This window comes from Streptomyces fulvorobeus, assembly GCF_013167895.1.
Classification (GTDB): domain Bacteria; phylum Actinomycetota; class Actinomycetes; order Streptomycetales; family Streptomycetaceae; genus Streptomyces; species Streptomyces fulvorobeus.
Genome location: NZ_BLWC01000001.1, coordinates 6576754 through 6599506, shown reverse-complemented (window position 1 = coordinate 6599506; position 22753 = coordinate 6576754). Strand labels below are relative to the sequence as shown.

At 67.6% G+C, this 22753-nt stretch carries 22 protein-coding genes and 1 pseudogene; 9 read left to right on the top strand and 14 right to left on the bottom strand.

Going from position 1 to position 22753, the window contains the following annotated elements; all coding sequences use genetic code 11:
• A partial coding sequence (locus tag Sfulv_RS29445) for a helicase associated domain-containing protein (protein WP_173317456.1) occupies positions 1-1319 on the top strand: 1319 nt, incomplete at its 5' end.
• Positions 1320-1495: 176 nt separating this feature from the next.
• Here the strand turns inward: Sfulv_RS29445 and Sfulv_RS29440 are convergent.
• The 4 genes from Sfulv_RS29440 to Sfulv_RS29425 all read right to left on the bottom strand — a co-directional run bounded on the left by Sfulv_RS29440 (position 1496) and on the right by Sfulv_RS29425 (position 3529).
• A complete protein-coding gene (locus Sfulv_RS29440) occupies positions 1496-1900 on the bottom strand; it encodes a ubiquitination-like system serine protease family protein (RefSeq protein ID WP_173317454.1) in 405 nt (134 codons plus the stop codon).
• Complete coding sequence (locus tag Sfulv_RS29435; protein WP_173317452.1) at positions 1897-3060, bottom strand: ThiF family adenylyltransferase; 1164 nt, start codon at positions 3058-3060, stop codon at positions 1897-1899. Before Sfulv_RS29435 ends, Sfulv_RS29440 begins: the two co-directional genes overlap by 4 nt.
• Positions 3035-3295 (bottom strand): multiubiquitin domain-containing protein, encoded by a 261-nt coding sequence (locus tag Sfulv_RS29430; protein ID WP_173317450.1) that lies wholly within the window; start codon positions 3293-3295, stop codon positions 3035-3037. Before Sfulv_RS29430 ends, Sfulv_RS29435 begins: the two co-directional genes overlap by 26 nt.
• Positions 3296-3388: 93 nt before the next feature.
• Positions 3389-3529 carry a hypothetical protein gene (locus Sfulv_RS29425; RefSeq protein WP_167393076.1) on the bottom strand — a complete coding sequence of 47 codons (141 nt, stop codon included), beginning with the start codon at positions 3527-3529 and terminating at the stop codon, positions 3389-3391.
• A gap of 141 nt (positions 3530-3670) precedes the next feature.
• Between Sfulv_RS29425 and Sfulv_RS29420 the strand changes: the two genes are divergently transcribed.
• On the top strand, positions 3671-4003 hold the full coding sequence (locus Sfulv_RS29420) for a hypothetical protein (RefSeq protein WP_073882904.1): 333 nt from the start codon (positions 3671-3673) through the stop codon (positions 4001-4003).
• A 49-nt stretch (positions 4004-4052) separates the two neighbouring features.
• Positions 4053-5192, top strand: a complete 1140-nt coding sequence (locus Sfulv_RS29415) for an ImmA/IrrE family metallo-endopeptidase (RefSeq protein ID WP_173317448.1) — start codon at positions 4053-4055, stop codon at positions 5190-5192.
• 541 nt (positions 5193-5733) lie between these two features.
• Here Sfulv_RS29415 and Sfulv_RS29410 read toward each other — a convergent pair.
• From Sfulv_RS29410 to Sfulv_RS29400, 3 genes are read right to left on the bottom strand one after another with little or no spacing between them, the layout of a single operon-like run.
• Positions 5734-6369 (bottom strand): hypothetical protein, encoded by a 636-nt coding sequence (locus Sfulv_RS29410; protein WP_173317446.1) that lies wholly within the window; start codon positions 6367-6369, stop codon positions 5734-5736.
• Entirely contained in the window at positions 6366-6890 is a 525-nt protein-coding gene (locus Sfulv_RS29405; protein WP_173317444.1) for an RNA polymerase sigma factor, read from the bottom strand. Before Sfulv_RS29405 ends, Sfulv_RS29410 begins: the two co-directional genes overlap by 4 nt.
• Positions 6887-7141: a hypothetical protein gene (locus tag Sfulv_RS29400; RefSeq protein ID WP_256669213.1), complete on the bottom strand. Its 255-nt coding sequence runs from the start codon at positions 7139-7141 to the stop codon at positions 6887-6889. Before Sfulv_RS29400 ends, Sfulv_RS29405 begins: the two co-directional genes overlap by 4 nt.
• A gap of 515 nt (positions 7142-7656) precedes the next feature.
• Between Sfulv_RS29400 and Sfulv_RS29395 the strand changes: the two genes are divergently transcribed.
• The 4 genes from Sfulv_RS29395 (at position 7657) to Sfulv_RS29380 (ending at position 13175) form a co-directional block, all read left to right on the top strand.
• A complete protein-coding gene (locus Sfulv_RS29395) occupies positions 7657-8970 on the top strand; it encodes a DNA-binding protein (RefSeq protein WP_256669212.1) in 1314 nt (437 codons plus the stop codon).
• 172 nt (positions 8971-9142) lie between these two features.
• The gene (locus tag Sfulv_RS29390; protein WP_371874712.1) at positions 9143-9958 is read left to right on the top strand and encodes a TnsA-like heteromeric transposase endonuclease subunit; all 816 of its coding nucleotides are present in this window, start codon (positions 9143-9145) and stop codon (positions 9956-9958) included.
• Entirely contained in the window at positions 9955-12090 is a 2136-nt protein-coding gene (locus tag Sfulv_RS29385) for a TnsB C-terminal domain-containing protein (protein ID WP_173317440.1), read from the top strand. The genes Sfulv_RS29390 and Sfulv_RS29385 overlap by 4 nt, the downstream gene beginning before the upstream one ends.
• Before the next feature lie 71 nt (positions 12091-12161).
• Positions 12162-13175: a TniB family NTP-binding protein gene (locus Sfulv_RS29380; protein ID WP_218900255.1), complete on the top strand. Its 1014-nt coding sequence runs from the start codon at positions 12162-12164 to the stop codon at positions 13173-13175.
• A 286-nt stretch (positions 13176-13461) separates the two neighbouring features.
• Here the strand turns inward: Sfulv_RS29380 and Sfulv_RS29375 are convergent, their stop codons facing one another.
• From Sfulv_RS29375 to Sfulv_RS29360, 4 genes are all read right to left on the bottom strand, one after another.
• A complete protein-coding gene (locus tag Sfulv_RS29375) occupies positions 13462-15450 on the bottom strand; it encodes a DNA recombination protein RecN (protein ID WP_173317438.1) in 1989 nt (662 codons plus the stop codon).
• A complete protein-coding gene (locus tag Sfulv_RS29370; protein ID WP_173317436.1) occupies positions 15447-16052 on the bottom strand; it encodes an ABC-three component system middle component 2 in 606 nt (201 codons plus the stop codon). The genes Sfulv_RS29375 and Sfulv_RS29370 overlap by 4 nt, the downstream gene beginning before the upstream one ends.
• Positions 16031-17077: a serine/threonine protein kinase gene (locus Sfulv_RS29365; RefSeq protein ID WP_256669211.1), complete on the bottom strand. Its 1047-nt coding sequence runs from the start codon at positions 17075-17077 to the stop codon at positions 16031-16033. The genes Sfulv_RS29370 and Sfulv_RS29365 overlap by 22 nt, the downstream gene beginning before the upstream one ends.
• A 681-nt stretch (positions 17078-17758) precedes the next feature.
• Positions 17759-18004, bottom strand: coding sequence for a superinfection immunity protein (locus Sfulv_RS29360; RefSeq protein ID WP_173317434.1), 246 nt, complete (start codon positions 18002-18004; stop codon positions 17759-17761).
• A gap of 822 nt (positions 18005-18826) precedes the next feature.
• Between Sfulv_RS29360 and Sfulv_RS29355 the strand changes: the two genes are divergently transcribed.
• A complete protein-coding gene (locus Sfulv_RS29355) occupies positions 18827-19522 on the top strand; it encodes a hypothetical protein (protein ID WP_173317432.1) in 696 nt (231 codons plus the stop codon).
• Positions 19523-19605: 83 nt separating this feature from the next.
• Here the strand turns inward: Sfulv_RS29355 and Sfulv_RS29350 are convergent, their stop codons facing one another.
• A complete protein-coding gene (locus Sfulv_RS29350; protein WP_173317430.1) occupies positions 19606-20073 on the bottom strand; it encodes a hypothetical protein in 468 nt (155 codons plus the stop codon).
• Between the two features lie 561 nt (positions 20074-20634).
• Between Sfulv_RS29350 and Sfulv_RS29345 the strand changes: the two are divergent.
• Positions 20635-20850, top strand: a pseudogene (locus tag Sfulv_RS29345) (transposase); the annotation flags it as partial.
• Here the strand turns inward: Sfulv_RS29345 and Sfulv_RS29340 are convergent.
• Positions 20798-21346, bottom strand: coding sequence for a hypothetical protein (locus Sfulv_RS29340; RefSeq protein ID WP_256669209.1), 549 nt, complete (start codon positions 21344-21346; stop codon positions 20798-20800). The pseudogene Sfulv_RS29345 and the gene Sfulv_RS29340 sit on opposite strands and share 53 nt — an antisense overlap.
• Positions 21347-22124: 778 nt before the next feature.
• Positions 22125-22436, bottom strand: coding sequence for a hypothetical protein (locus Sfulv_RS29335; protein WP_173317428.1), 312 nt, complete (start codon positions 22434-22436; stop codon positions 22125-22127).
• Between the last annotated feature and the right edge of the window lie 317 nt (positions 22437-22753).

The following is a 22753-nucleotide window of genomic DNA, read 5'->3' as shown; positions in this document are numbered from 1 at the left end:
GCCCCAACCCCGACGGCACGACCAAGACCGCACGGATCATCATCCCCGTCTTCCTCCAGCCCGGGGAGGACCCGAAAGACATGATCGCCTCGGCCAGCTACCAGCCCCTGGTCGACATCCTCCAAGCCCTTCGCTCGCACTCGGAACGCATGGTCGACCAGCTCGCCTCCCGCGCCCTGACCCGCGGCACCGAACGGCGGCGCATCCACGTCCGGCCCGCCGGGGTGGCCGGAACCAGTGGCGGGGACGGTGAGGAGGCGAGCGAGGCGCAGCAGGAGGTCGATCGGGTCACCTCGGTCGTGGTGAATTTCGCCTTGCCCCGCGATGCCGCCGACATCGCAGCCCTGACCCGCTGCCGCGTCATCCGCCCCCAGTCCCTGGTGTGGCTCGAGGGCTACCGGGCCCTGGTCCGGTGGCGCACCGAGAACGGGATCGCCGACCTGCACGCCGTTCCCTATGACACCGAGACCGCAGTCGGGACGACGAAGGCGTTTCCGCTTGGGCGATGGGTGCACCAGCAGCGGAAATCACTGCGGGCCGGTGAACTCGACCCCCACCGCAAGGAGCTCCTCGACGAGGCCGGGATGGTGTGGGAGCCGGGCGACGAAGCATGGGAGAACAAACTCGCCGCACTCCGCTCCTACCACCGGGCCACCAGACACCTCGCACCCCGACAAGACGCCGTCTGGGGCGAAGGCGAGGGAAAGGGCCTGGTGCCGGTCGGGCAGCACATGGCCAACCTCCGCCGCAAGGGCGGCCTCGGGAAGGACCCGGAACGAGCCGCAGCACGCGCGGCACAGCTGGCGAAGATCGACCCCGACTGGAACTGCCCCTGGCCCCTCGACTGGCAACGCCACCACAAGTTGCTCGCCGACCTCGCCGCCGACGAAGCCGGCGGAATGCTGCCCGACATCCAGCCCGGCGTACTCATGGACGGCGACGACATCGGACGATGGCTCCAACAACAGCAGAAGCCGGGCACCTGGAAGCAGCTCTCCACCGAACAGCAAGAACGACTGATGAAGCTCGGCGTGCAGCCCGACCAGGCACCGGCCCCCGCCCCGACGGTGGCGCGTACGACGAAGGGCCCGAACAAGGCACAACAAGCATTCCAACGCGGCCTGACCGCCCTCGCCCAGTACGTCGCCCGAGAGGGCGAGTCCACGGTTAAGCGAACCCACCGAGAGAAGATCGTCATCGACGACCAGGAACACGATCTGGCCCTGGGGATCTGGTACTCCAACCAGAAACAACGCCGCGACAAGCTCACCGCAGAGCAGCTCGCCGCCCTCGCGGAGCTGGGTGTCAGTTGGGCCTGACGTCGACAGCGAGATCCCGGGGCCGCGACGATCCCGGGGTCTCGTGCGTGAGGACCGCTGCAACTCGGTTGTCACGTCGTCTGGGCGGGGCAGTCAGATCCGCACGCCCGTGGCAATGGGGAAGGCTGCGGGCGGGGGGAAGGCAGTCTCTTGCGCTCCACGACGTCTTCACCGGTCTACGGACGCCAGAACCTGAAGTAACGGCGGAGACTTGCCCTGCGTCGCGGCCGCTGCTCTTCTCTGTCGTGGGCGGCCAGTAGGCGGCGGTCGCGCTCCTGGTTCTGGTCGATTTCCGCCGGTGTGTAGCGGCGGCTCCAGCGGACGCGGCTGGCACGGATCCAGTAGTGCGACTGGCATGGAAGGGACCAGTTGCCGATTGAGGGGGTGAGGGAGACGTTCTCGCCGTCATAGGTGAGGGACCACTGGGCTGGGGAGAGAGGCGTGACGATCTCGTGGCCGCAGCCGCAGCAGCATAGGTGGCTGCAGGTGCGGTAGGGGATCGAGATGTAGAGGACCCCTGCGTCCATGGCCGGGGGAAAGGTCTTGGTGAAGACCGGGCGCAAGGTGTCTGGTGGGGTCACGGAAGGTCCTCGTTGGCGATCTCGTTGGTGATCAGTGAGTACGTGGTGTGGGCCTCGTCGGTGGCGTCGGCGTAGATGCCGAGGGAGCGTTTCCAGCGAATGACGGCCAAGATGGCGTTGAGCGCGTTGAGGTCGGCGGTCTGGATGTTGCTTGCGTAGGCGTCGCGTTCGGGTGCGGGTCGGGGAATGCGGTGGCGTGCGGTGTCTCGGCGGCCGGGGAGGCTGGTGGTGACGCGGAGCAGTCCGCTGAGGTGGCCGTCGATCTCTTCGATGCCCATGCCGACGTCGATGAACGGCACGTCGTGGGCTTCGAGCCAGTCCATGACGGGCAGTTTGCTGGCGGCGTCGTCGGAGGCGAGGAAGACGAATGTCGCCCCGTCGAGGAGGGCGAGGTTGTCTTCGTCGAGGTACTGCGCGCAGCCGGTCACACCGCGGTGCATGTGGGTGTAGACAGAGGCGAAGTAGGTGGCCTTGGGCGGGCGTGCGCGAAGGGTGTCGAGGGTGGGGGCGCCGGGGGCGCGGAAGGCGTTGTGGTTGTCGAAGGTGTCGCCGTCGATCAGGAGGATCGAGTCGACCTCGGTCTTGGCGACCTGGTCGAGGATGTAGCTGCCGCTGCCGCCGAGGCCGACGATCACGATGCACTGCCCGCGGAAGCGGCGGTTGACGGCGGTGATGCCGGCGCGGGACGTGGCGGTGTCGCGGTAGGCGAAGGGGCTGTCGTCCTCGATTTCCTGCCATGCGGCGCCGGGTGTGGGTGTGGCTGTGGGGTCGAGGGTGTGGGCGTGGTCGGCGACGATCCGGGCGTACGCAGTGATCTTCGTGTACTGGTCGGGGTAGCCGTCCGGGGGCTTGCTGGAGAGCATGAAGTTCGCCTGCGTGTTGTCGGCGATGACCCGTGTTTCCGGGGTGGCGAGGGTCAGGGGGCGGCCGTGCTCGTCACACGGGGTGGAGCCGCCGAACCAGATGCGGTGGTCGGTGCCGGAGACGAAGCGGTCTCCGGCGATGGTGACGGGGTGGGCGAGGAAGCCGCGCTCGACGGTGCGGTTGTCGGTGACGTACGGGATCCGGACGATGATGTGGCCGGCGACGAGGGTGATGTCGTAGCCGTCGTCGAGGAGGCGGGAGAGGTCGGGGTCACGAGCGAGAAGTGCGGTAGACATCGAAGACCATCTCCTTCTTCACTCGGACGTCGTGGCCGGCGGTGAGGCTGCCCGTGCCGTGGCCGTCGTGGCCGCGGCTGTAGCGGACGGTGTAGGTGTCCTGGTCGTTCGGCGGCTGGCCGGGGTAGGCGAGGTTGACGACCTGCTCGTAGGTGATCTCCTTGGCCTCCCAGGTGTGGGGGCGGGCGTTGACGATGATCGTGACGGGCTTGGGTCCGTGGCTGTCCTGGGACATGGGGTCCTCCTGAAGTGGGGAGCGCGTGTTCGGACGGGTGGGTGCCGGGGCGTCTGGCGGGGCGCTGTCCTGACATTGGGTCCTGGACGAGAGCTACTTCTTCTTGGGCTTCTTCGAGGCCGACTCGTTGACGGTCGTCGACGGGCTGCGACGGACCGCCGACTGCTTCACGAACCGGCCCGTGATCGCACTGCGGCCACGCTTGCCACTGGATGCACTGCTCTTGCCTGCCATGGGCTTTCCCTTCGATGAGTGCTTGCGACCTCTAGCGGGCGCCAGTTTCATGTACCTACTAGGTACATGAAACTTATCGACCTTGATCCGGAGGATAGCATGGAAGCAGTAGGTATACGGAAGAGGATTCTGAGGTCGTTGGTGGAGATCGTCTTTGAGGACGCCGAGCTCGCCCGTGTCTGCAACAGCGGCCCTGCCCGGAGAGATCGATTCGGCCATGAAGGCTCGACCACGCTGCTCCGACGCCTCGGCCAGATGTCAGCCGCCTACCAGCTGGCTGACCTGCGGCATATCGCGGCAGCGCGGCTGCGACCCGCCGCCAACGGTGACTGCTTCACTCGACTCGTGTCGCTCGGCACTCATGGAGACCTTGTCGTCCGCCCGCGCGACGACCCACCTGCCACCCTCGATGACGGCACCCTCGACGAGCACGCCGTACGCGCAGTGATCGTCACCGCGATCCACTGCCCCTGACCCCGCCCTCAGGCCCGCCCCGCAGCCTCGCCGACCGAGAGGCATTCACGTGACCCCGCCCGCCGCCACACACCAGCCATACCGCCCGGACGACGTCCTACCCCCAGGCGACACTCTCAAAGAGCAACTCGAAACATTGGGCATCCCCCAGGCCGATCTCGCCCGCCGCACCGGATTGTCCACCAAGCACATCAACCAGATCGTCCAAGGCAGCGCCGTCCTCACCCCGGAGACCGCACTGCTCCTGGAGCGCGCCGTCGGCATCCCAGCCTCCCTCTGGAACCAGATGGAAGCCGCCTGGCGCACCCACGTCAGCCGCGCCGAGAGCCGCGAAGCCCTCAGCAGCCAGCTCGACTGGCTCAAGCGCTTCTCCCTGACGGAACTCGTCAAGCGGGGCATCCTGCCGACCAAGGAATGCACCGTAGACAACCTCGAACGCCTGCTGACGTTCTTCGGCGTCGCCGACCCCGAGGTCGCGGAGAGCGTATGGCGCGGCTACCGGACCGCGTTCCGGCGCTCCACCGTTCTCAGGCCCGACGACTACGCCACCGCCGTCTGGCTGCGTCAGGCCGAGATCGAAGCCCGCGAACTGATCTGCGCGCCGTTCGACCGCACGGCCCTACTGGACCTCCTCCCCCGGCTGCGTGCTCTGACAATCGAAGAACCCGTAGTCTGGCGTGCCGAGATCACGCGCCTGTGCGCCCAGGCCGGCGTCGCCGTGGTCCTCGTTCCCGCGCCCCCCAACAGCCGCGTCTCCGGCGTCACCCGGTGGCTCACCCCGGAAAAAGTCGGCGTAGCGCTCAGCGACCGATTCAAGAAGGACGACCACTTCTGGTTCACCCTCTTCCACGAGCTCGGTCATGTGCTCCTGCACGGCAAGCGCCTCACCTTCATCGACGACACCCGCCGCGACAGCGACACAACCCCCGAAGGAGACCGCAGCGAAGCCGAGGCTGATGCCTTCGCCGCCGACACCCTCATCCCACCGGAACACGCCGCCGCCTACCGGCGCCTCGCCCAGCGACCCACGCCCTTCACCAAAATCGAGTCCTTCGCCCGTCAAGCCGGTATCGCCCCCGGCATCGTCGTCGGACGCCTCCAGTACGACCGCGCCCTGGACTGGACGCACGGCAACAAGCTCAAACTCACCATCGAGATCACCCCCACCGGAGACCTCAAAGCCGACTAGCAAGCAACCCCCGCCATCTGCACCACCCCCTGGCGAGCTCCGTAAATCGACTAACGAACCTCGGGGAGACGGTCGGCCAGCCGCCCCTCACGCGAAGCATTCGCGTCTATGGGGGCGGGGTCAGTGTGCTCAGGCTCGGTGCGGGTTGCTCTGCGTCTGTGCGGGTGTCGCACTCAGGTACTCAAGTACGGCGTCTTCAGGTATATGCCAGGACCTGCGAAGGGAGATGGCGAGACTGAGGGCCGCCCGAAGCCCTTGCAAGTGAGTCGTCGAGTTCATCCCGACGCAGGAGCCACAGAGCGCGTCCTCGTCCCATGCCCTCCGGGTCCAGCCCGGCACTCAGCATTGGCCTGCGATCAACCAAGGGGCAGGTGCGCACGACGTTTTGCGGACGTGCTGGGCTAAACGCAGTGGCGGTCCTCCCCGCGTACGCGGGGAGGACCGCCACCTCAACGAGTCGTCTGGCCTTGCATCGTGAAGGCCTCATGGAAGCTGATCTACAAGTGCTCTCCTGTGTGTGGGCGCGTGAGGCGCTGTCGTGTCAGCACCGCGGTCCGCCGGTCGTGTGGTCCAAGTGGGTCAGGAAGTCCTCGATCTCACGGACCAGATTCTGTGATCCCTCAGGCATTCGGACGCCAGCTTCTCCCAAGGCGGAATCAAGCCTGTCCGCAATGAGAAGAGGTGGGCATGCGAATGCACTCACAAATGAACGGAATGCTTCATCAGCTTGCTCTCCCCCTAGCGAGCATGCCGATAGATTTTCTTCCTTCTCGGCATCGAGAACATGAAGATAATCCAATGCATCCTGATCACCCTTGAGAGCTGCTTTTTTCCACCAGCTTCGCGCTTCATCATCCCTGTCCAGGAACTCAAGGATTTCTGCTACGCGACGTGTTTCCTGTGGTGTTGCGGAGTCATCGATCTCCTTTTTCAGGAGAGAGTGCAGTTCACGGCGCACACCGAGTCGATGATTTCCGATCCCAGGGGTTTCCGGGCAGGTGGCGGGGGCCGGGGGCCAGCCCGAAGGCTGGCCCCCCTCCGCCTGAACAGGGTTCTCGCCGATCCGAGAACCCTTAGAAACTGCCTGCTCAGAGCCATCGAGCAGCAGCCACAGGGCGAGGAGCCGGATGGCTCCCCGCTCCTCGGGGTGGTGCGTCCAAGCGGACAGGTGCGTCATACGGTTACCTCCTCGCTGTGCTCGGTGATGGACTTCTTCAGGTTGTTGGCGGCGGCTTTGATGTAGCGCTTCACCGACTCCTCCTTAATCTGGAGGCGCTGTGCAACCACGCCAGGGCTGAGGTCCTGCAGAATGCACAGGGTGATGACCTCGCGCTGCCGTTCAGGGAGGCTTTCGACGAGCTCGCCGATGCCTTCCTTAATCATTTCGTAGGCGGCTTCGGGGACTCCGATGCCTGATTCCTTTTCGGGCAGTTCATGAACGGGAACCATGACCATCCGCTTGTTTCGGCGGAACTGGTCGATGACCGCTCGCTTCACCGCAGTGCGGCCGTAGGCAGTCAGGGAACCCTGCCCGGCGGTGAGGAAATCCCACCGCCGGTACATGTTCAGGTAGACGTCCTGGACAGCGTCCTGGGCGCTGTGCAAGTCGCCTGCCTGGGCCCGGGCCAGTCGGGAGAACGCCTCGATGGTCTCGAGGACGAAGGACTCGAAGTCCGCTCCCGGGGCGGCCTCGCTCACGCGGCCTCCCGCGTGCCGATGGCCCGGTGGCCTGCCGACTCGGCTGCGTCCTTGCGGAACAGCCACGCCGGCCGTCCCTGCTCGAAGCGGGCCGCAGCGCCGCCGTCGGGCAGGGACTGCGCCATCGCGACCATGGTGGCGCGCTGCTCGCGCTCCGCCCGGGTCTCGATGTGCGCCTTCACAAGCATCTCCACGACACCCTTGGCGCGGCGCATCGCGAAGAACAGCAGGACCAGCACGGGAAGTGACACCCCGCCTGCTCCCACCCAGTACGACCAAGTCATCGACCAGGCCTTCCAGTAGTGACGAACTCGTTGATGAAGACACAAGGCCCTCATCCCTTACACGCCACAGGGGGCCGGATCCGGATGCCGAACGGAAAAAATCTTTCCCAACTCCCCCCACCAGCCCGCGCGAAACACTGTTTCCCCAGGTCACACAGTCGCCTGGGCTGGAAAATTGATGCAGATAGGAAGGATCCGCGTCGAATCCGGGTCCCCGAGGGGCGCGCGGGCCGGGCGGGCGTCTGGCGCTGTGGGACGAGTCGGCACCGGGGCGGCCGCCGGGGGGCGCCTTGATCGCGACGAATCCGGTCGGCAGGGGGGAGGCGGCCTCGATCTGCTGAGCATCCGTTGCGAAAACGCCCGCCAAGACGGTGAGCACGAGACCGTGGTGGAGTGACCCATTACCCCAGCCTCCTGCGGATCGCTCCCCTGCAGGGGAGACGACCTCGTCGCTGATCTGCCGCATCGCCAGCCGCTACGGGTTGGAGGCGAAGGCGTTGCGGTCCTGCTGGCACTGGCGCAACCACCAGCCCAAGCACGAAGGCGGCGCCTGCCGGGCCGACGCCGAGGTACTGCTGAACGCTGCCGGACGGCACCTTTTGGCAGGGCTGTGCGGCGTCGAGGAAGGCGTACTGGCACGAGCGTTGCCGTCTTGGGGGCAGGAGGATGCCAAGTTGCCCGCCGAAGAGGGCGGAGTCCCGGCGGCGGCGTGGCGGATCGGCAGCACGGTGGCCGGGCCGGTGGCTTTCGGCTGTCGTCTGTGCGCCGCCGGGCGTACGGGAACCGCCGTGCAGGTCGTTCGGTATGCGCCGCGGTGGGAGCGGGTGTGCGTGCGGCATGGGCGGTGGCTGCTGGACGCGGACGCGGACGCCGACCAACCCCTCGATCATCTGAATGTTCGGCACATACCGGAGGTGGCCGCGGCGCAGCGACGGTGGACGGGGGTGGCGCGGCAGGCTGTACGGGCGGGGGCCGAGCCGGGGCGGGTGTTCGCTCTGGCGTATGCGGTGGTGGCGCGGTGGTGGGATCAGGCCTATGGCTGGGAGCGGGAGACGATCTGGCCGCGGCGCCTGCATCTGGTCGCGGGCGGTGATGCCGGGGGTGAGCTGGAGCGGTGGCGGATCGTGGGTCGGGACGCGGTCGTCTTCCCCGAGGTGGTGGCGGTCGCCGACGCCCTGCTGGACCCGGGCATGGCCGAGCTGGTGTGGGTAGACAGTGGTGCGGGGCGGCCGCGGGCACTGCCCGCCGACGGAATGTTCTGCCGCCGGCTCGGAGAGCGGGTCGGGCGCGCGTGGCTGGGGCCGTTGGTGGCGACCGATCACGGCGGGCCGCTTATCGCCTGGATGGGCGCCGTCATCCGCAAGCGCCGCGGAGCCGGGGGCCCGCCCGGGTACGCGGACGATCCCTGGTGGGTGCGCAGGGAACATCAGCCGGTGACGATGGCCGGGCGGCTGCGGGTGCTGGGCAAGGAGAAGCGGGCGCCCGGTTCGGGAAGGATGTGGCGGGCTGCGGTGCCGCCCGAACAGCGGGCCCAGATCAGTAGCCTGGTCGACGGCGCTCAGGAGCAGCTGATCCAGCTGCGCGGGGCGCAGACCGGTTCGAGTGCGGACGTGTCCCAGCATCTGCTGCGCATCCTCAGCCACAGTGCCGACCTGATTGAGAAGGCTCTGCAGCACACAGTAGTGGCGGCTGTGAATGCCGGGGTGCCGCCGCAGGATGTGGTCCGGTGGGCGAAGCTGCCCCCTGGTCCTTTGGCTGACGCGCTCAAGGCATACCAGGACGCGGGCGACGGATAGGTACTGGCTCGCCGGGGAAAGGGCGCGTTGGCGTGTGGCCCGCTGCGTACCGCATCACGTGGCACCACGTGATCGAAATGCGCAAATGGCTCCGGCGGGCAGCCGGTCCGGTTTGGCTGGGCGGGTGAGCGGCAAAAATGCGGCGGTCAGGCCTGGCGGCAGGTCAGGGCCGGTGGACGTGAACATCGGGGCCGGGTTCGAAGCAGTCTTCCTCGACCCCGTCGGGCAGGCAGTGCAGCAGCGGTGGGCGGATGCCGCTCTCGCGGTCGCGTTCGAAGACCTTGATCCGGTGTCGGCGTTCCCGGTGGTCCCGGGACGACGGTGGGGGCCGGGGCTGTGGTGGTCGGCCACGACCGGGCGGCATGTGGCGGCCGGATCGAACGCGATGCGCCTCCATCTGATGGTCCTGGACCGGGCCCCGGACGTGACGGGTCTGGCTGGGCGGCCGGTGCGGCTGTTGTGGCGCAACTCCCGGGGTCTGGTGCGGTCCTGGGTGCCGCAGCTCTTCGCCCGGTACCGCGACGGCACTGCCCTGCTGGCCGACTGCCCCAGCCGCCCCGATGCCGGCGGTGAACGCGCCCTGGCCGCCGCCGAAGCGGTGAGCGCGGCGTGTGAGGAGATCGGCTGGGGCTACCGGCGCCTGCCACCTCTGGACGAGGTGCCGGCAGCGAATCTGAAATGGCTGGCCGGCTACCGACACCCCCGGCATCGGGGAAGAACGGGACTGCTGGAGGCGGTGGTGGACGCATTCGCCCGGCCGCGGCCGCTCCTTGAGGGGGTGGCAGCCGTCGGTGATCCGATCGAGGTGCTGCCCGTCACATTCCACGCCCTGTGGGCGGGACTGCTGGTGGCGGCGATCGATGTGCCGCTGCACGAACGCGTCCTGGTCCAGGCCCCTGCGTCCGGGGGCGGACCCGGCCTGTCGAGTGCAGGGGGCCCCGTCGGAAGCGGCCTCAGGGCCGGTGCGAGCATCCGGGAGGTCGGGTGAGCGGGGTGCGGCGCCGTGGCCGGCCGGTGGTGGAGGTCGGGGCGCAGGTCCATTTCGGCGGAGTGCGGTGGCAGGTCGTGGCCCTGTCCCGGCAGGGCTTCCACCTGGTCGATGAGGGCGGCGCGGACCAGGTGGTGCTCGCCGGGCACCTGTTCGCCGACCCGGGCTTCGCGGTCCTGGGTGCGGAGCCAGTGCAGGCGGTGCCGCAGTGGGGGCTGTTCGAGACCGCCCCCGTGGCGGCCCGGGAGAAGGCGATGGCCTGGCTGCGGCACGTCAGAGAGGTCGAGTGCGGCTTGCCTGGCGGACCGGACAGCGGCGGGGTGATGCGGGCCGAGTATGACCCGCAGAGGTGGACGCTGGCCGAGCGCGAACGCGCCAAAGCCGCTGAGCTGACGGCGCTGGGCTTTGGGCGGGTGTCGGACAGGACGGTGCAGAAGATGCGGCTGGCGTACCGCAAACAAGGGCTGTGGGGGCTGGTGGACCACCGCTCCACACGGGGGCGGAGCGGCGGCGGACGCCAGGACGAGCGGGTCGTGGCCGCGGTCAGGGAAGTACTGCGCGGGCAGCGGGGGCGCTCCAAAGGCACCGTGAAGGGGCTGATGCCGCTGGTCGCACGGCTCCTGGACAACCGGTACAAGGGTGCCGTGACGATGCCGTCGCGGGCCACGTTCTACCGCCTCGTCCATGAAATCGCCCACCCGGCGGACCATCCGGCCACCCGGGTACGGACGGTGCCGGTCACCGACGACGGACGCGGATTCACCCCGACTGTGGCATTGCGGCCCGGGGAGCAGGTACAGATCGACACCACCCGCCTGGACGTCCTCGCACGGTTCGACGACGGCAGCGTGGGCCGGCCAGAGCTCACGATCGCCGTAGATGTCGCCTCCAGGGCGATCCTGGCGGGGGTGCTGTGCCCGGCCGGAACGCAGGCGGTCGACGCCGCTCTGCTGCTGGCGGAGATGGCTGTGCCGCATCCGGCACGCCCGGCGTGGCCTGACGTGCTGCGCTTCACACACAGCACGGTCCTGCCGGCCGAGCGTCTGCTTTCCTTGGACGAACGTCTTCGCGGAGCGGCCGCACGGCCGGTCGTGGTGCCCGAGACCGTGGTGGTGGACCGGGGGAAGGTGTTCCTGTCGAAGGCGTTCACGGGCGCCTGCGAAGCACTCGGGATCGGCGTGCAGGCCGCACCTCCGTTCGCCCCCACAGCCAAAGGCATCGTGGAGCGGACCTTCGGGTCGATCAACACCCTGTTCTGCCAGCACCTGCCCGGCTACACCGGCTCCGACGTCACCCGCCGCGGCAAGGACGCGGCACGCGAAGCCTGTTACAGCGTCGCCGAGCTGCAGGAGCTGCTGGATGAGTGGGTCGTGCACTATCACCACCGCCCGCACCAGGGCCTGCGGCATCCCATGCTGCCGAAGATCGCCCTGTCCCCGAACCAGATGTGGGCGGCCCTGGTCGCGGTCGCCGGATACGTGCCCGTACCGCTGACCGGCAATGACTACCTGGAGCTGCTGCCTGTGCGGTGGCAGGCCATCACCGAGCACGGCATCCGCCTGCACCACCGCACCTACGACCACGACCTGCTCGGCCCGCACCGCGGGCAGCCCTCCACCGTGGCAGGCCGCGGCGGGAAATGGGAGATCCACTACAACCCCCACGACGTCCGCCAAATCTGGATCCGCCTGCCCGACGGCCAGCTCACCGAGATCCCGTGGATCCACCGGGACCACACCCACCAGCCGTTCAACGACCGCATCTGGCACTACCTGCGCACCATCACCGGTCAGCGGGCCGGCCAGGACGCCGAACAGGCCGAAGCCGCTCTCGCCGAGGCCCTCGACGCTCTGATGCGCCGTGCCCGGGCAGGACAGGCCACCGCCCAGGAGCAGCACCTCCTCAACCGCACGACCACCGTCCGCACTCCCCCACCCCGCCGCTCCGAGAGCCCGTACCAGGCACCCCCACCGCATCCGGGAGCCACGTATGCGGGAGAGGACAGCCTCGACGGCCTCGACCAAGGCCAGGAAACACAAGACCTCGCGCAGGACGAAACTATGGACGGCCCGGCAGCATCGGTGAGCGGGTACGGGCTCTACGACGCCGAGGAAGAAGCTCTCAAATGGTGACCGGCCCCCGCCCGGGAACAGGAAGCAGTCCTTCCACAGCGCACGGAAAGGACGCCCGAGCAGGGCACGGCATGAGCGCCCCAGACGGCGACGGGCCAACAGACGCGGCATGGCCGGTGACGACCTGGCAGGGCTGGCAGCACTTCGCCACCACCCCTCCCCCACAACCACCCACACCCGGAGAACCAGAACGAAGCACAGAACAACGCCTCGCCTACCACTCCGCCTTCGTCACGGTACGGACCCCGGCCATCGACACCCTCACCACGACCGTGCGCACGCTGATGATCCTGGGACAGCACCAGCAGACCACCGCACGGCCCTCGTTGATCGTCACCGGGCCGGCAGCGGCCGGAAAGACCACCGCCCTCCTGCATACCGGGCGCACCTGCCACCTCGCCCACACCCGACAGCACCCGCCACCGGACCACAGCGTGCACGCACCGGTGCCCGTGGCGTATGTGCTGGTCCCGCCCGCGGCAAGCGCGAAAGCCCTCGCGACCGAGTTCGCCCGCTACCTCGGCATTCCCGTGACCGGCCGGATGACGCAAGCCCAGATCACCGACGCCGTCTGCCACACCTACAACCACACCGGCGTGCGCCTGATCCTCATCGACGAGATCCACCGGCTCAACCCCCGCACCACCACCGGCGCGGAAACCGCCGATCTCCTCAAAGACCTCACCGAACGCATCCGCGCGACCTTCGTATACGCGGGCATCGACGTCACCACCACCGCCCTGTTCTCCGGGGTACGCGGAGCACAACTCGCCGGGCGGGCCTCCCTGGTGGAATGCGGAGCATTCCCCGCACGCCTCGGGAAACGCGAACCCTTCCGCGAACTCATCACGGGCGTGGAAACAGCACTCGATCTACGGGCACACCAGCCGGGCACACTCCCCCGCCACGCCGCCTACCTCCACCAGCGGACCGCGGGACGTATCGGGAGCCTGACCCGCCTCATCCGCCAAGCAGCCATCACCGCCATCCACGACGGCACCGAACGCATCACCAAAACCAGCCTCGAAGGGATCCGCCTGGACCACCTCGCCGAAACCCACCACCGCCCCACCCCGAACCGATAACCCCCGCACCGCCCGACGCCCACACGGCACAACGCTGTGACCAGGGGAAACACACACCGGACCTTTAGAAGACAGGACCACACGAGGGACACCGGAAAACTCTCAACGAAAACGAGAGAACCCCACGCCAGTGGGCCTACAGCCCGACAAGACCACGCTCACACAATCTCAACCAAACCGGGATACCCCCAGCACACAACAACACCTACACCTCAACTACACCCCCACGAAACGACACTTCAGGTCCTGTCCGGTCTCCGGGCAGGACCTGATTCGGATGGTCTAGTCAGCCCGTCTCGTCGTCGATCAAGCCGTAGGGCGGTTCTGTCTCGTCACGGCTGAAACGGACGATCACGCGGTCCTCGATCAGCTCGGGTGGGCTGTTGTCGGCGACGATGACCTGCGCTCCGTTGCCATGGTGTGCCAGCCATTGTGTGAGATGTCGGTAGAAGTCGTCGGTGCTGACAGCGTCCGCGATGAGGGTGTCGCGGCCGGTGCCGTGTCCGAGATTCTTCTGGGGGCTGTCGATCATGAGGAATCCGGGGTGCGCTGCCCCGCTCTCGAAGGCAGTTTCGAAGACGGCCAGTTGCCATGCGAGGGTGATGAGTGTCCTGGCTCCTGAAGATGCCACCTGGTAAGGCTCGCCACGTACAAAGGGAGTCAGGTCGTTCGCCATGTGGGCCTGGCTGAGTTTGGGGTAGTGCCACTCAGCAAGGAGACGGCCAAAGCGCGTGCTGATCTGTCGGAGTACCTCATTTCGGTCCTGGGTGGCATCGCCCAGTTGCGCAAGTTCCTCGCGAAGCTGGGTCAGGTTCGCCTCTTGGCGGTTCACGGCTCCGGCCCGCTTGGCCAAGCCTTCTTGGAGTTTGAACGCGGTGTTCAACTGATCGATCTGGCGGGAGGCTACCTCCTTGCGGCGATGCAGCTCGTCTCGGGCCACGAGGAAGGTGGAGACGGTGGGTGAGGTGGCTTCGTCGAGGGCTTTCGCCGCACGCTGTTCTTCCAAGCTGGCGATCTGCGCCCGCTGCCTGGCAGAGGAGAGCGAGGCATCGAGTTCCTCGATGTACGTAGTGATCTCTTTGAGCCGGGCCTTCGTCGAACGGATCTCGGCCGCGACGTCCAGCTGCTCGGTTTGTGCGCTGATGCTGTTGTCGGCCGCTGCGCCGAGGGTCAGATCAGGCGTCTCCGGCAGGTCGTGGTCACACATGCTGCAGTGCCCGTCGAGGACGTGGGGCGGGGCAGACAACGGGTTCAGGCAGGCGGGACACGTGCGAACGCGGAGCGGGTCGAACAGCTGCCGCGCTTGAGCCAGCATGCCGAGTTTGAGGAGGTCGTCAGCGTACTGGGCCCGCAGGGGAAGCATGCGTGCAAGCTGTGTTTCCCGGTCACGCAGAACGGCGGAGGCGGTGCGGGCTTCCTGTGCAGCGCGCCGGTGGGTCTGGCGTAGCTCTTCGGCGAAGCTGGTGGCGGCGTGCGCCTGCTGGTCGAGTTCTTCAAGCTGTGCGGTGATCGCCGTCAGCTGGCGCTCGGCGATCAGGCGGGTCTGCGGGTCGGTGACCGTTTCACCTTCTTGTTCGGCGACGAAGGCGGTGGCTGCGGCTAGCTCGGTCCGCGAACGGTTGAGGCGCCCCTCGAGCTGTTTGATGCGCGATCCGAGTTCTACGGCGCGGTCGTCGTGGACGCCGAAGACGACGTCGACGACCTGGCGCAGCTTGTGCTTGCGCGGGGGGCTGTTTTCGAAGAGGAAGTTCTTGTCGGCGACCCGTTCGTTGGGCAGGAAGGTCAGCCACATCAGGTCGCGGATGCTGAGCGGGTCGGTGCGTGATTCTGCGTTGGTTGGCGCTTCCCGTAGTTCTACGCCTTCCAGCTTGCAGTGGCTCAGCAGGAGAGAGGAGAGGCTTTGGGGGTCGCCGGCCGGGGCGATGACCTTCTTTTCGATTGTGGAGAAGGAGGGCTGGTCCAGTCGTCCGCGGCGGACGAAGGCCACGGTGGAGGGCTCGCCTACGGCGCGTTCGATGATGTGGCTGTCGCCGGAGAGCTCGACTTCCAGCAGGGCCGAGCGGACCTTGCGGAGGACCTCGGGGTGTCTGGGGTGGTTCTTGGCGCCGAGACCGTAGGCGACGAACTCCAGGACGGCTGTCTTACCGGAGCTGAAGGCTCCCGAGATGACAGAGAGATCTTGGACGCGGCCCTCTGTGGTGAAGTCGATGTCGTAGTTGCGACCGATACCCACCAGGCGCAGGCGTCGTACGCGGATGCCATGTGCTTCGGTCATCGGTCGTCCTCCGCGAAAGGCTGCTCAAGTGGTTGAAGTACTGTCCGGCCGCTGTCTACGGTTCCAAGAACGCTGGCGAGCGCTGCGGCGGGCCGGTTGTTGCCGTCGACACGCAGCCAGCCCGCGGTCTCCTTGCGCAGCCGGACGTCGCTGAGACGACGTAGCTTTCCGACCACCATTTCGGCTGCGGTGGTGAAGGAATTGGCGTAGGTCGTGGTCAGGTGAGCGCTCAAGTCACGTCCGGCAGAGGTGATGCGGTAGACGAGTCCGCCCTGTTCATTGGCGGCGCTGCAACATCCGTAGGCCACCAGCAGGCTCAAGTCATGCTGAATGCGTTCTCGGCGGCTGGTGAATCGCTGTCCCGAGGACGCGTATGAGAGCACCCTCGGGTCGAAGCCCGCGAGACGCAGCAGGGACGCCTCCCGGCTGTCCGGCTCCACCACCAGGAAGGGGTTCGCGGAGAGGAAGTCGTAGTAGGCGATGCGTTCCAGGTTCGCGCTGTACGACTTCTGGTCGGCCATGGCATTCATGAGAAGAAGGAGCTGCGCCAGCCGGAACTGGACCTCGTCCTCCGGCATGACTACCGGGCGGTCGGTGTCCATGGCGACTCCTCATCGTCGGTCGGAGGCTCATGCGGGGGCTGCTGACTGTGCGGATCGGTTTCGCGGTGAGTGGCGGCAACGGTGCGCCAGTGCTTGACCCAGCCGGCCTTTCGGTTGTCCACGAGCCGGTGGACCAGTCCCCAGGCGTGCGCTACCTCCAGCCTCAGCTGTTTGGGTAGCTGGGGGTGCTCTGTCCGGACGTCGGCCCAGACCAGGCTGTGCAACTTGCGCAGGTTGTCGTCAGCGCAGCACTCGTTGAAGCGGGTTTCCCACACGCCGTGGAGGGTCGCGTCGGTGGACACCAGGGCGTTGACCTCCGAGGGCACGCCCTTATGGGCGATCTCGCGTGCGACCAGGTCCGCGTTGAAGAACTGGCGTTTGGCGCCGTCGAGCTCTAGATGGCCGGCCTCCCTCATCTGTCTGACGAAGAGCGCAGAGTCGAAGGAAGCCGCCTTGTCCTCGTCTACTTCCAGGACGGTCCGAGCTTCCGCGATGTCGGGAGGCGCTGCCGTGAATGGTTCGTAGTAAGCGCGGCGCACATGATCAGCTTCTGGAGTTCGCAGTCTGACCGTCAGCTGCGTCGCGTCCCACAAGTCGATGACCAGGTTGTGGTCACGTTCCTGGGTCTTCTTCCACTTGTCCCACCAGTTCGTGGTCGGCCCATCCATGCTGGAAGGAATGCACAGGATCCACATCTTCACCGTGTGACCGTGCTCGGCCGCCTGCTTGATCACCGACTGGAAGGACTCCCTGATCGTCCGCTGGTGTGTAGCCGCAGTGACGGGATGGAAGTACTTGGACTGCCAGACCGTGATGGAGCCACCGAGGTCGCCGGCGAACGCGTCGATGCCCCAGTCACCGGGGTTGGCTGCGATGGTGCGGACACCGGGCATCGTGGCGTTCGCGAGCTCAATGATCATTTCCTCAAAGTCGTCCCGGGCACCGCCCATCCCGCCCGTACGCATCTGATGAGCCACGAAACTGATCGGCGGTAGACCAGCCGCCATCGCAATGCGTTCTGGCACGACACCCCCCGGGAAGCACCAGACCCATTGCACGTGCAGGTGGTGCTCTTCTCGTAACACAAAGTGAAGGGTGACGTTAACGCCGATCAGCTCTTCCGATCAAGAGGATGCTCAGCGCGGTCTTAAGCGACCGCTGCGGCGAGTTTCACCGACTGGATGCCGCAGCCTCCCGGCAGCTCGGCAAGGGGACTGCGAGGGAGGCCATCTGCTTGGTGCTCCTCTCGGCCTCAGCGAGAGGTCCGCGCAGCCGTCCGGGCCGACGCACCGCGTCGGGCCAGCAAAACGGCCAGCGCAGGGCCGCCCGCTTCCCCTCGACGGCGCCCACCACCCAGCCACCATCACATCCACCACCACAGCGGGGCAGGGCGGGTAGAAGAGGGGAAGTCCGAGCACTCACCACGGGAAAACCGGGGCCTGACCTGCGGTTGTGCAGAGGCCGACTCCGGGCGGGTGTCGGTCATATCGTCGGCCATAGTGTCGGGATTGGTGTCGTGCCCCATGCCGGCTGCGCATGCAGCCGACCGGCCCTTCACCAGCCGATGCGCTGCGCAGCCGACCGCCCTGCGCTGCAGCGGCGGTGCTCGAGGAGTTGCTCTCCCCCGCGGCTCGTGTTGCAGGGCGCAAAGCCACGCGGCTGGGCCCGGCGTGGCAGGGTGGGCCTCGCCCGGGGCGGCGGAGTCTCTAGGCGGTAGTGGGGCCGGAGGCGTTGAGCGGCGTGCCGTCGTCTGTGCGTGTCCGCATCGTCATCGCCATGTACAGCGCCACGAACCAGAGCAGCCCCGTGGTGGTGCCGATCAGGCTGACCACGACGACCAGCCACAGGCGCTCCACCTTCCTGCGGTAGGCAACGATCGCAGGCACGCACAGCAGAAGAAGCGCCACTGGCACGAAAATCAGCAGCTCAAAGGGAGTGAGGTTTCCGATCATCCGGCGACTCTATCCGTATGGCGAACACCCGTTCGCCGTAACGCCGATCAAGCCGCCCCGTCCTCGGCGAGCCGGCACAGCGCCATCGAGGTGTCCGTCGCGGTGAGTGGGCAACCGGGAAACTCACCACGTGCGCGTCGCACTCACCACCGCAGGTCAGCGGTGCTGAGTGCGCAGTCGGGGTCGGTCGTGCTGCTCGGTAGTCGCCGCGGTTTCCATGTGCCGGGGTGTCCGGGTCCGGGGCGGGTGGCTGGTCTCTGGCACCGGTGGCGGAACTCCCGCCCCAGGCACCCGGCGGTCACCCACCCCCTGTCGACCACCTGCGCGTCATGCAGCAGATTCGACAACAGCGGTTTCCAACGGGCTGGGGTGCGGACGCGTCGTGGTGAGTGCTCGCCCTGCGTCTGACCTGCGGTGGTGAGTTTCCGGCCGGAAACCACCACGCCCCGGGCCTGCTCACCATGGGGCCGCGGGAAAACTCACCACGGGGCCGGCGCGCACCACGAAAACTCACCACAGCAGGTCAGGGGCGTGCGGGCGGTCAGTTGACGACCTGGGCCTCGTGGACGGCGGCGGTGAACTTCAGCGAGCTGGTTGCGCGTAGTTGCGTGACGACCGTCCCGTGCCCTGCATGCCCGGTCAATACCGCGGACCGGCGGGCCGTCACCGCGCCGTCCGGACGGGTGATTTCCCTTCGCGTACGCGGGCGCAGTCCTAGCGGTGCGCGTCCAACTTGCCTGTTTTCAAGGGGCTTTGACAGCTTTTCCTGCGTTCTGTCATGTTCTGTACGCCGATTCCGGCGAACGAGCGAGAGGTGATCTCATGCGACGAACCGAGTACGACGCGGGACAGACCGCCAAGCGCCTGAAGGTGCCCGCAGCCGCCTTCCGGTGGGCCCGGCACACCGGCCTGATCCCGGCCCCGGACGCGTCGTCCTGCCAGTGGTCCCGGGTCGCCGTGGAGGCGCTGGACGCCGACGCCATCCGGGCCGCGATGCCCACCCCGCCCATCCCCGGCGGCGCGGCGGCCGACCGGATCGCCGACGCACTCGGCACCCCGAACCGGACCATTCACGGCGAGAAGGCAAACGTGACGGCGTTCGTAGTGCGCCGGTTCGTCGACCGCGGCCTCCTGGTCGACCTCAGCGCCACCCCGGACGGAACGCTGCACCACCCCGGCCAGGTCACGGAGCTCTGCGCGCGGGAGGACCTGGCGGACCTGGTCGCCGCCGACACCCCGCTCGGACCCGAGCAGGCAGCAACCCGCCTCCGGGTCCGCCGCGTGGACTTCGACCACATGGTCCGGCTCGGCTGGATCCGCTCCCCGCAGTCGATCGAGGTCCGCTTCGGCACCAGCCGGGCCGGAGCCGTCGACGTCCCGCTCTACACCACGGCGTCCGTCGACGCGGTGCCCGCCGAACACCCCGAGGTCGACTGGGAACAGCTGCGCACGGTGGCCAAGGGCCGGCGCTCTCCGCTCGCGGCGCTGCGCCCGGAGCCGGCACCCGTACCGGCGTAAGCCTCCGAGGTCCGTGCGCCCGCCCGCGTCCCACGCCGTCGAGAAGGGCGGCGCGGGACGCGGGCGTTCTTCTTGCGTGCCGCTCACGCCTGCCCGGTGTGCGGTTCCCACAGGGAGTGGGCGCGCCCGCTCCCGTCGCAGTGGAAGCAGCAGCCGCTCGCGGCATCGTCGCGGACGTCGATGGTGTAGGTGACGTCGTGGAAGAGCCGGGTGAGCCCGGCGATGTGCGCGGTGTGGACCGGGAGTTCCTGCCGTCTGCCGAGCGTGAGTTCCAGGGCGACGCCGGGGCCGGTGAAGTGGGCGCGGGGGAGGTTGCCAGTCATCGCCCGGAGCGTCTCGTTCACCTGGCGCATCGTCTCCGCGCCGGTCAGCTGCACCCGGGCCGCGAAGATGGTGTCGGCGGCCGCGGTGAAGGACAGCAGCCCGGCCGGACGGGCGAGCGGGCCGACGCGACCCACCGCGTCGGGATGAGTGTGGTGAAGCTGGACCAGGGCGTGCCACAGGTCGCCCGGCAGGTCCTGGGGCGCGATCTCTTCTCTGCTGCGTCTCATGAGACCGGTCTATGGCCTGGCACCGGCGTACGACCGGGTTCGGCCTCTCCCTCCCGTACGGCGGCGCCGCGACTTTACGGGCCGTCCCGCCGGGCGGGGAGCTGCGCAACTCGTTTTTCCGTCCGTGGAGGAACCCGAAGAAGCCGGCCTGCTTCGCCGCGGTTTCCTGTTCAGCTCGTTCCTCGGCCTCGCGGCGTTCTCGTTCCTTGATGCTGAGGCAGACGCGGCAGTTGCCGTGGGGAGCTTCGGCCCCGTCGTCGGGGTAGGTCTTGCGGCCACAGGTCGGGCACGGCCAGGTAGCTGCTTCCAGGCGGCGCCGCTTCTCCTTGTACGCGAGGCTCTCCCGCTCCCTCTTGGCATCGGTCAAACCGCCACCCTGCGCGTACCTCACACCCCACAACTACCAACCCGACTCAGACGCTGTCAGGCGAACAGCCCGACATCACCCAATCAAGTTCAGTAGCTCGTCACGGCCCGTCAGTGGCATCTAGCAGGTCACCATGGCTACGCCACTGACACTGAAATGACGACTCTCTACTGCCACTCCCCTGCAGACCATCACTCGAGATCGTCAAACGTAGCGACGACATGGAGGGATTCGTGGTGTTACCGCGACGGTGGGTGGTAGAGAGGACGCTGAGCTGGTTGATGCATTCGAGGCGTCTGGCCAGGGACTACGAGACCCTGCCTGCGACCAGCGAGGCGATGATCCTGTTCTCGATGATCACGCGGATGGGGCGCCGGCTGGCCCGGCCACGAGCCGCCGTCCTGCACTGAACATCCCCGATGCCTCCAGGAGCAACCAGCCACGCTCGCCCAGGCGTTTCGCCTTTGAGCGCACTCCTTCGACCTTCGCCGGCACTGTCGTATCGATCCCCAGCGCCTCCGCGAGGTCCTTGGCCCGCACCGGCTCCGGGCCCGGCCGGTCCTGGAGCACATTCAAGATCCGCTGATTGTCCGGCGAGAGGACTGACACCGACAGCCCCTCCCGCCACGCAGGCACCACAGCCCCCGGCACCGACGCGGCCACGGGCTCGGGGCCGGGCTCGGACGGCGCGACCTTCTCCTCTCCGTCCTCCGTGACGACGGCGGTCTCGGCTGCGGACACGGCCAGGGCATCAACGAGTTCCTCACGCGCGATCACTCGTCGCTCCAACTCGACCTCAGCGGCCTCCAGCGCTGCGGCCGCCAACGCCGCGGCCTCCCGAAGCTCTTCGGCCCGCACACGAGCAGCCGCCTCGCGCTCCTCCAGCAAACCCAGAATCGACGCCACCGCGCACCTTGACGATCAGACGGAAACAGGACGCAGGATCTCTCCCTCGTCTCACCGAAACCCTTCCTGACCAGCGAAGACTCAAAGATCACGTTCGGTTGAGATACGGCTTCTCATGCCCAGCAAACGACCACCGACCCCCCAGGACACCCCAAGGGCCCAGGAAGGGTCACAGGGAGCTGTCAGCGCGGCCAGGAGCGGCCTGGACGGGGCTTGAGAAGGGCTGGGACGGGCTGAAGGGGCCGAGGCGGCGCCCAGGCGCCCGCTGACGGCCCTCCCCCGCCTCCTCCCGGGGCGCGGCGGCCACCGGCCGACGCGATCCCCCAACGGCCAGCGCAGCGCCCCACCGGCTCCGATGAACGCCACCACCCCCACCCGTCCACTCCCCCTCCACCAGGGCCAAGGGCAGCAGAAGAGGAAGTCTGGGTGGTCACCACACGGGAAACCGGTCCCGACCTGGGGAAACAGGAGAAGCCGACCAGGACGAGCGCAACCCCCTTCGCACCCTCCTTTGCGCCCCTCTTCGCGTCCTCCTGTGCACCCCCTTTGCGCCCTGGGGCCAGCGGACGGGACGGGCGGGCCGGGGGCGCGGGGAGTCGGCGCAACGCAGCCGGACGGGCCGGACGCCGTGAGCGGTGGTCCGGGCCACTCACCACCGCGGACTCCCCGGCCCCGGCGTGGTGAGTGCCCGTGGTCCACCCGGCCAAAAGCTTTCACCCCGAACGGAAACCCGTCCGGGGTGAAAGCGCAGCACGTTAAGGCCTGCCGGTGGGGCAGGTCAGTGGGAACTGTCGTCGTAGGGGTCGCGGCTACCGGACTTGGCCAGACCGCGGCTGATCATGTAGCCGACAGTCAGGATGACGACGTAGAGCCATGCCTTGTCGGCACGGAAGTAGTCGGCGTGCCCGTCCTCGGAACCCACCATGGCGGAGGCGATCAGGACCGCCGCCACAGAGGCGAGGTAGACGAAGAACTCAGTCGTCTTCAGAGCGGACTTCGTCTCGGTCGACAGGCGGCGGGGCCGGTGGGCGGCCGCGTCCGCGGCACCGGCGCGATGGGCCGGGTTACCGGTCGAATTCGTAGCACTCATGACAGAAGTCCTTGTGTCGTCAGGCGAAGCACCGGAAGCGCCTCGCAGTGGAAAACCGCGTCAAGACCGACGCTGCTCTTCTCCTGAGTTGCCCCAAAAGGAGGATGTAAACCAGGTGTAAAACCCTGGATCGAGGACACGTGGGTCGGTTACCGCCATAGGCCAGAGGGGAGCGGGGCTCCGGGAGGCCGCCGGGAGGCCGATCCCCGAACAACCCGCCACCCGCCACCGGCCGCCGTCCGATCGGCCTCCGAGTCGGTGAGCCGAAGCTCAGGAGTTGTCACCAGTGAGGTCGGACGAGCTGGCAAGGGGGATCG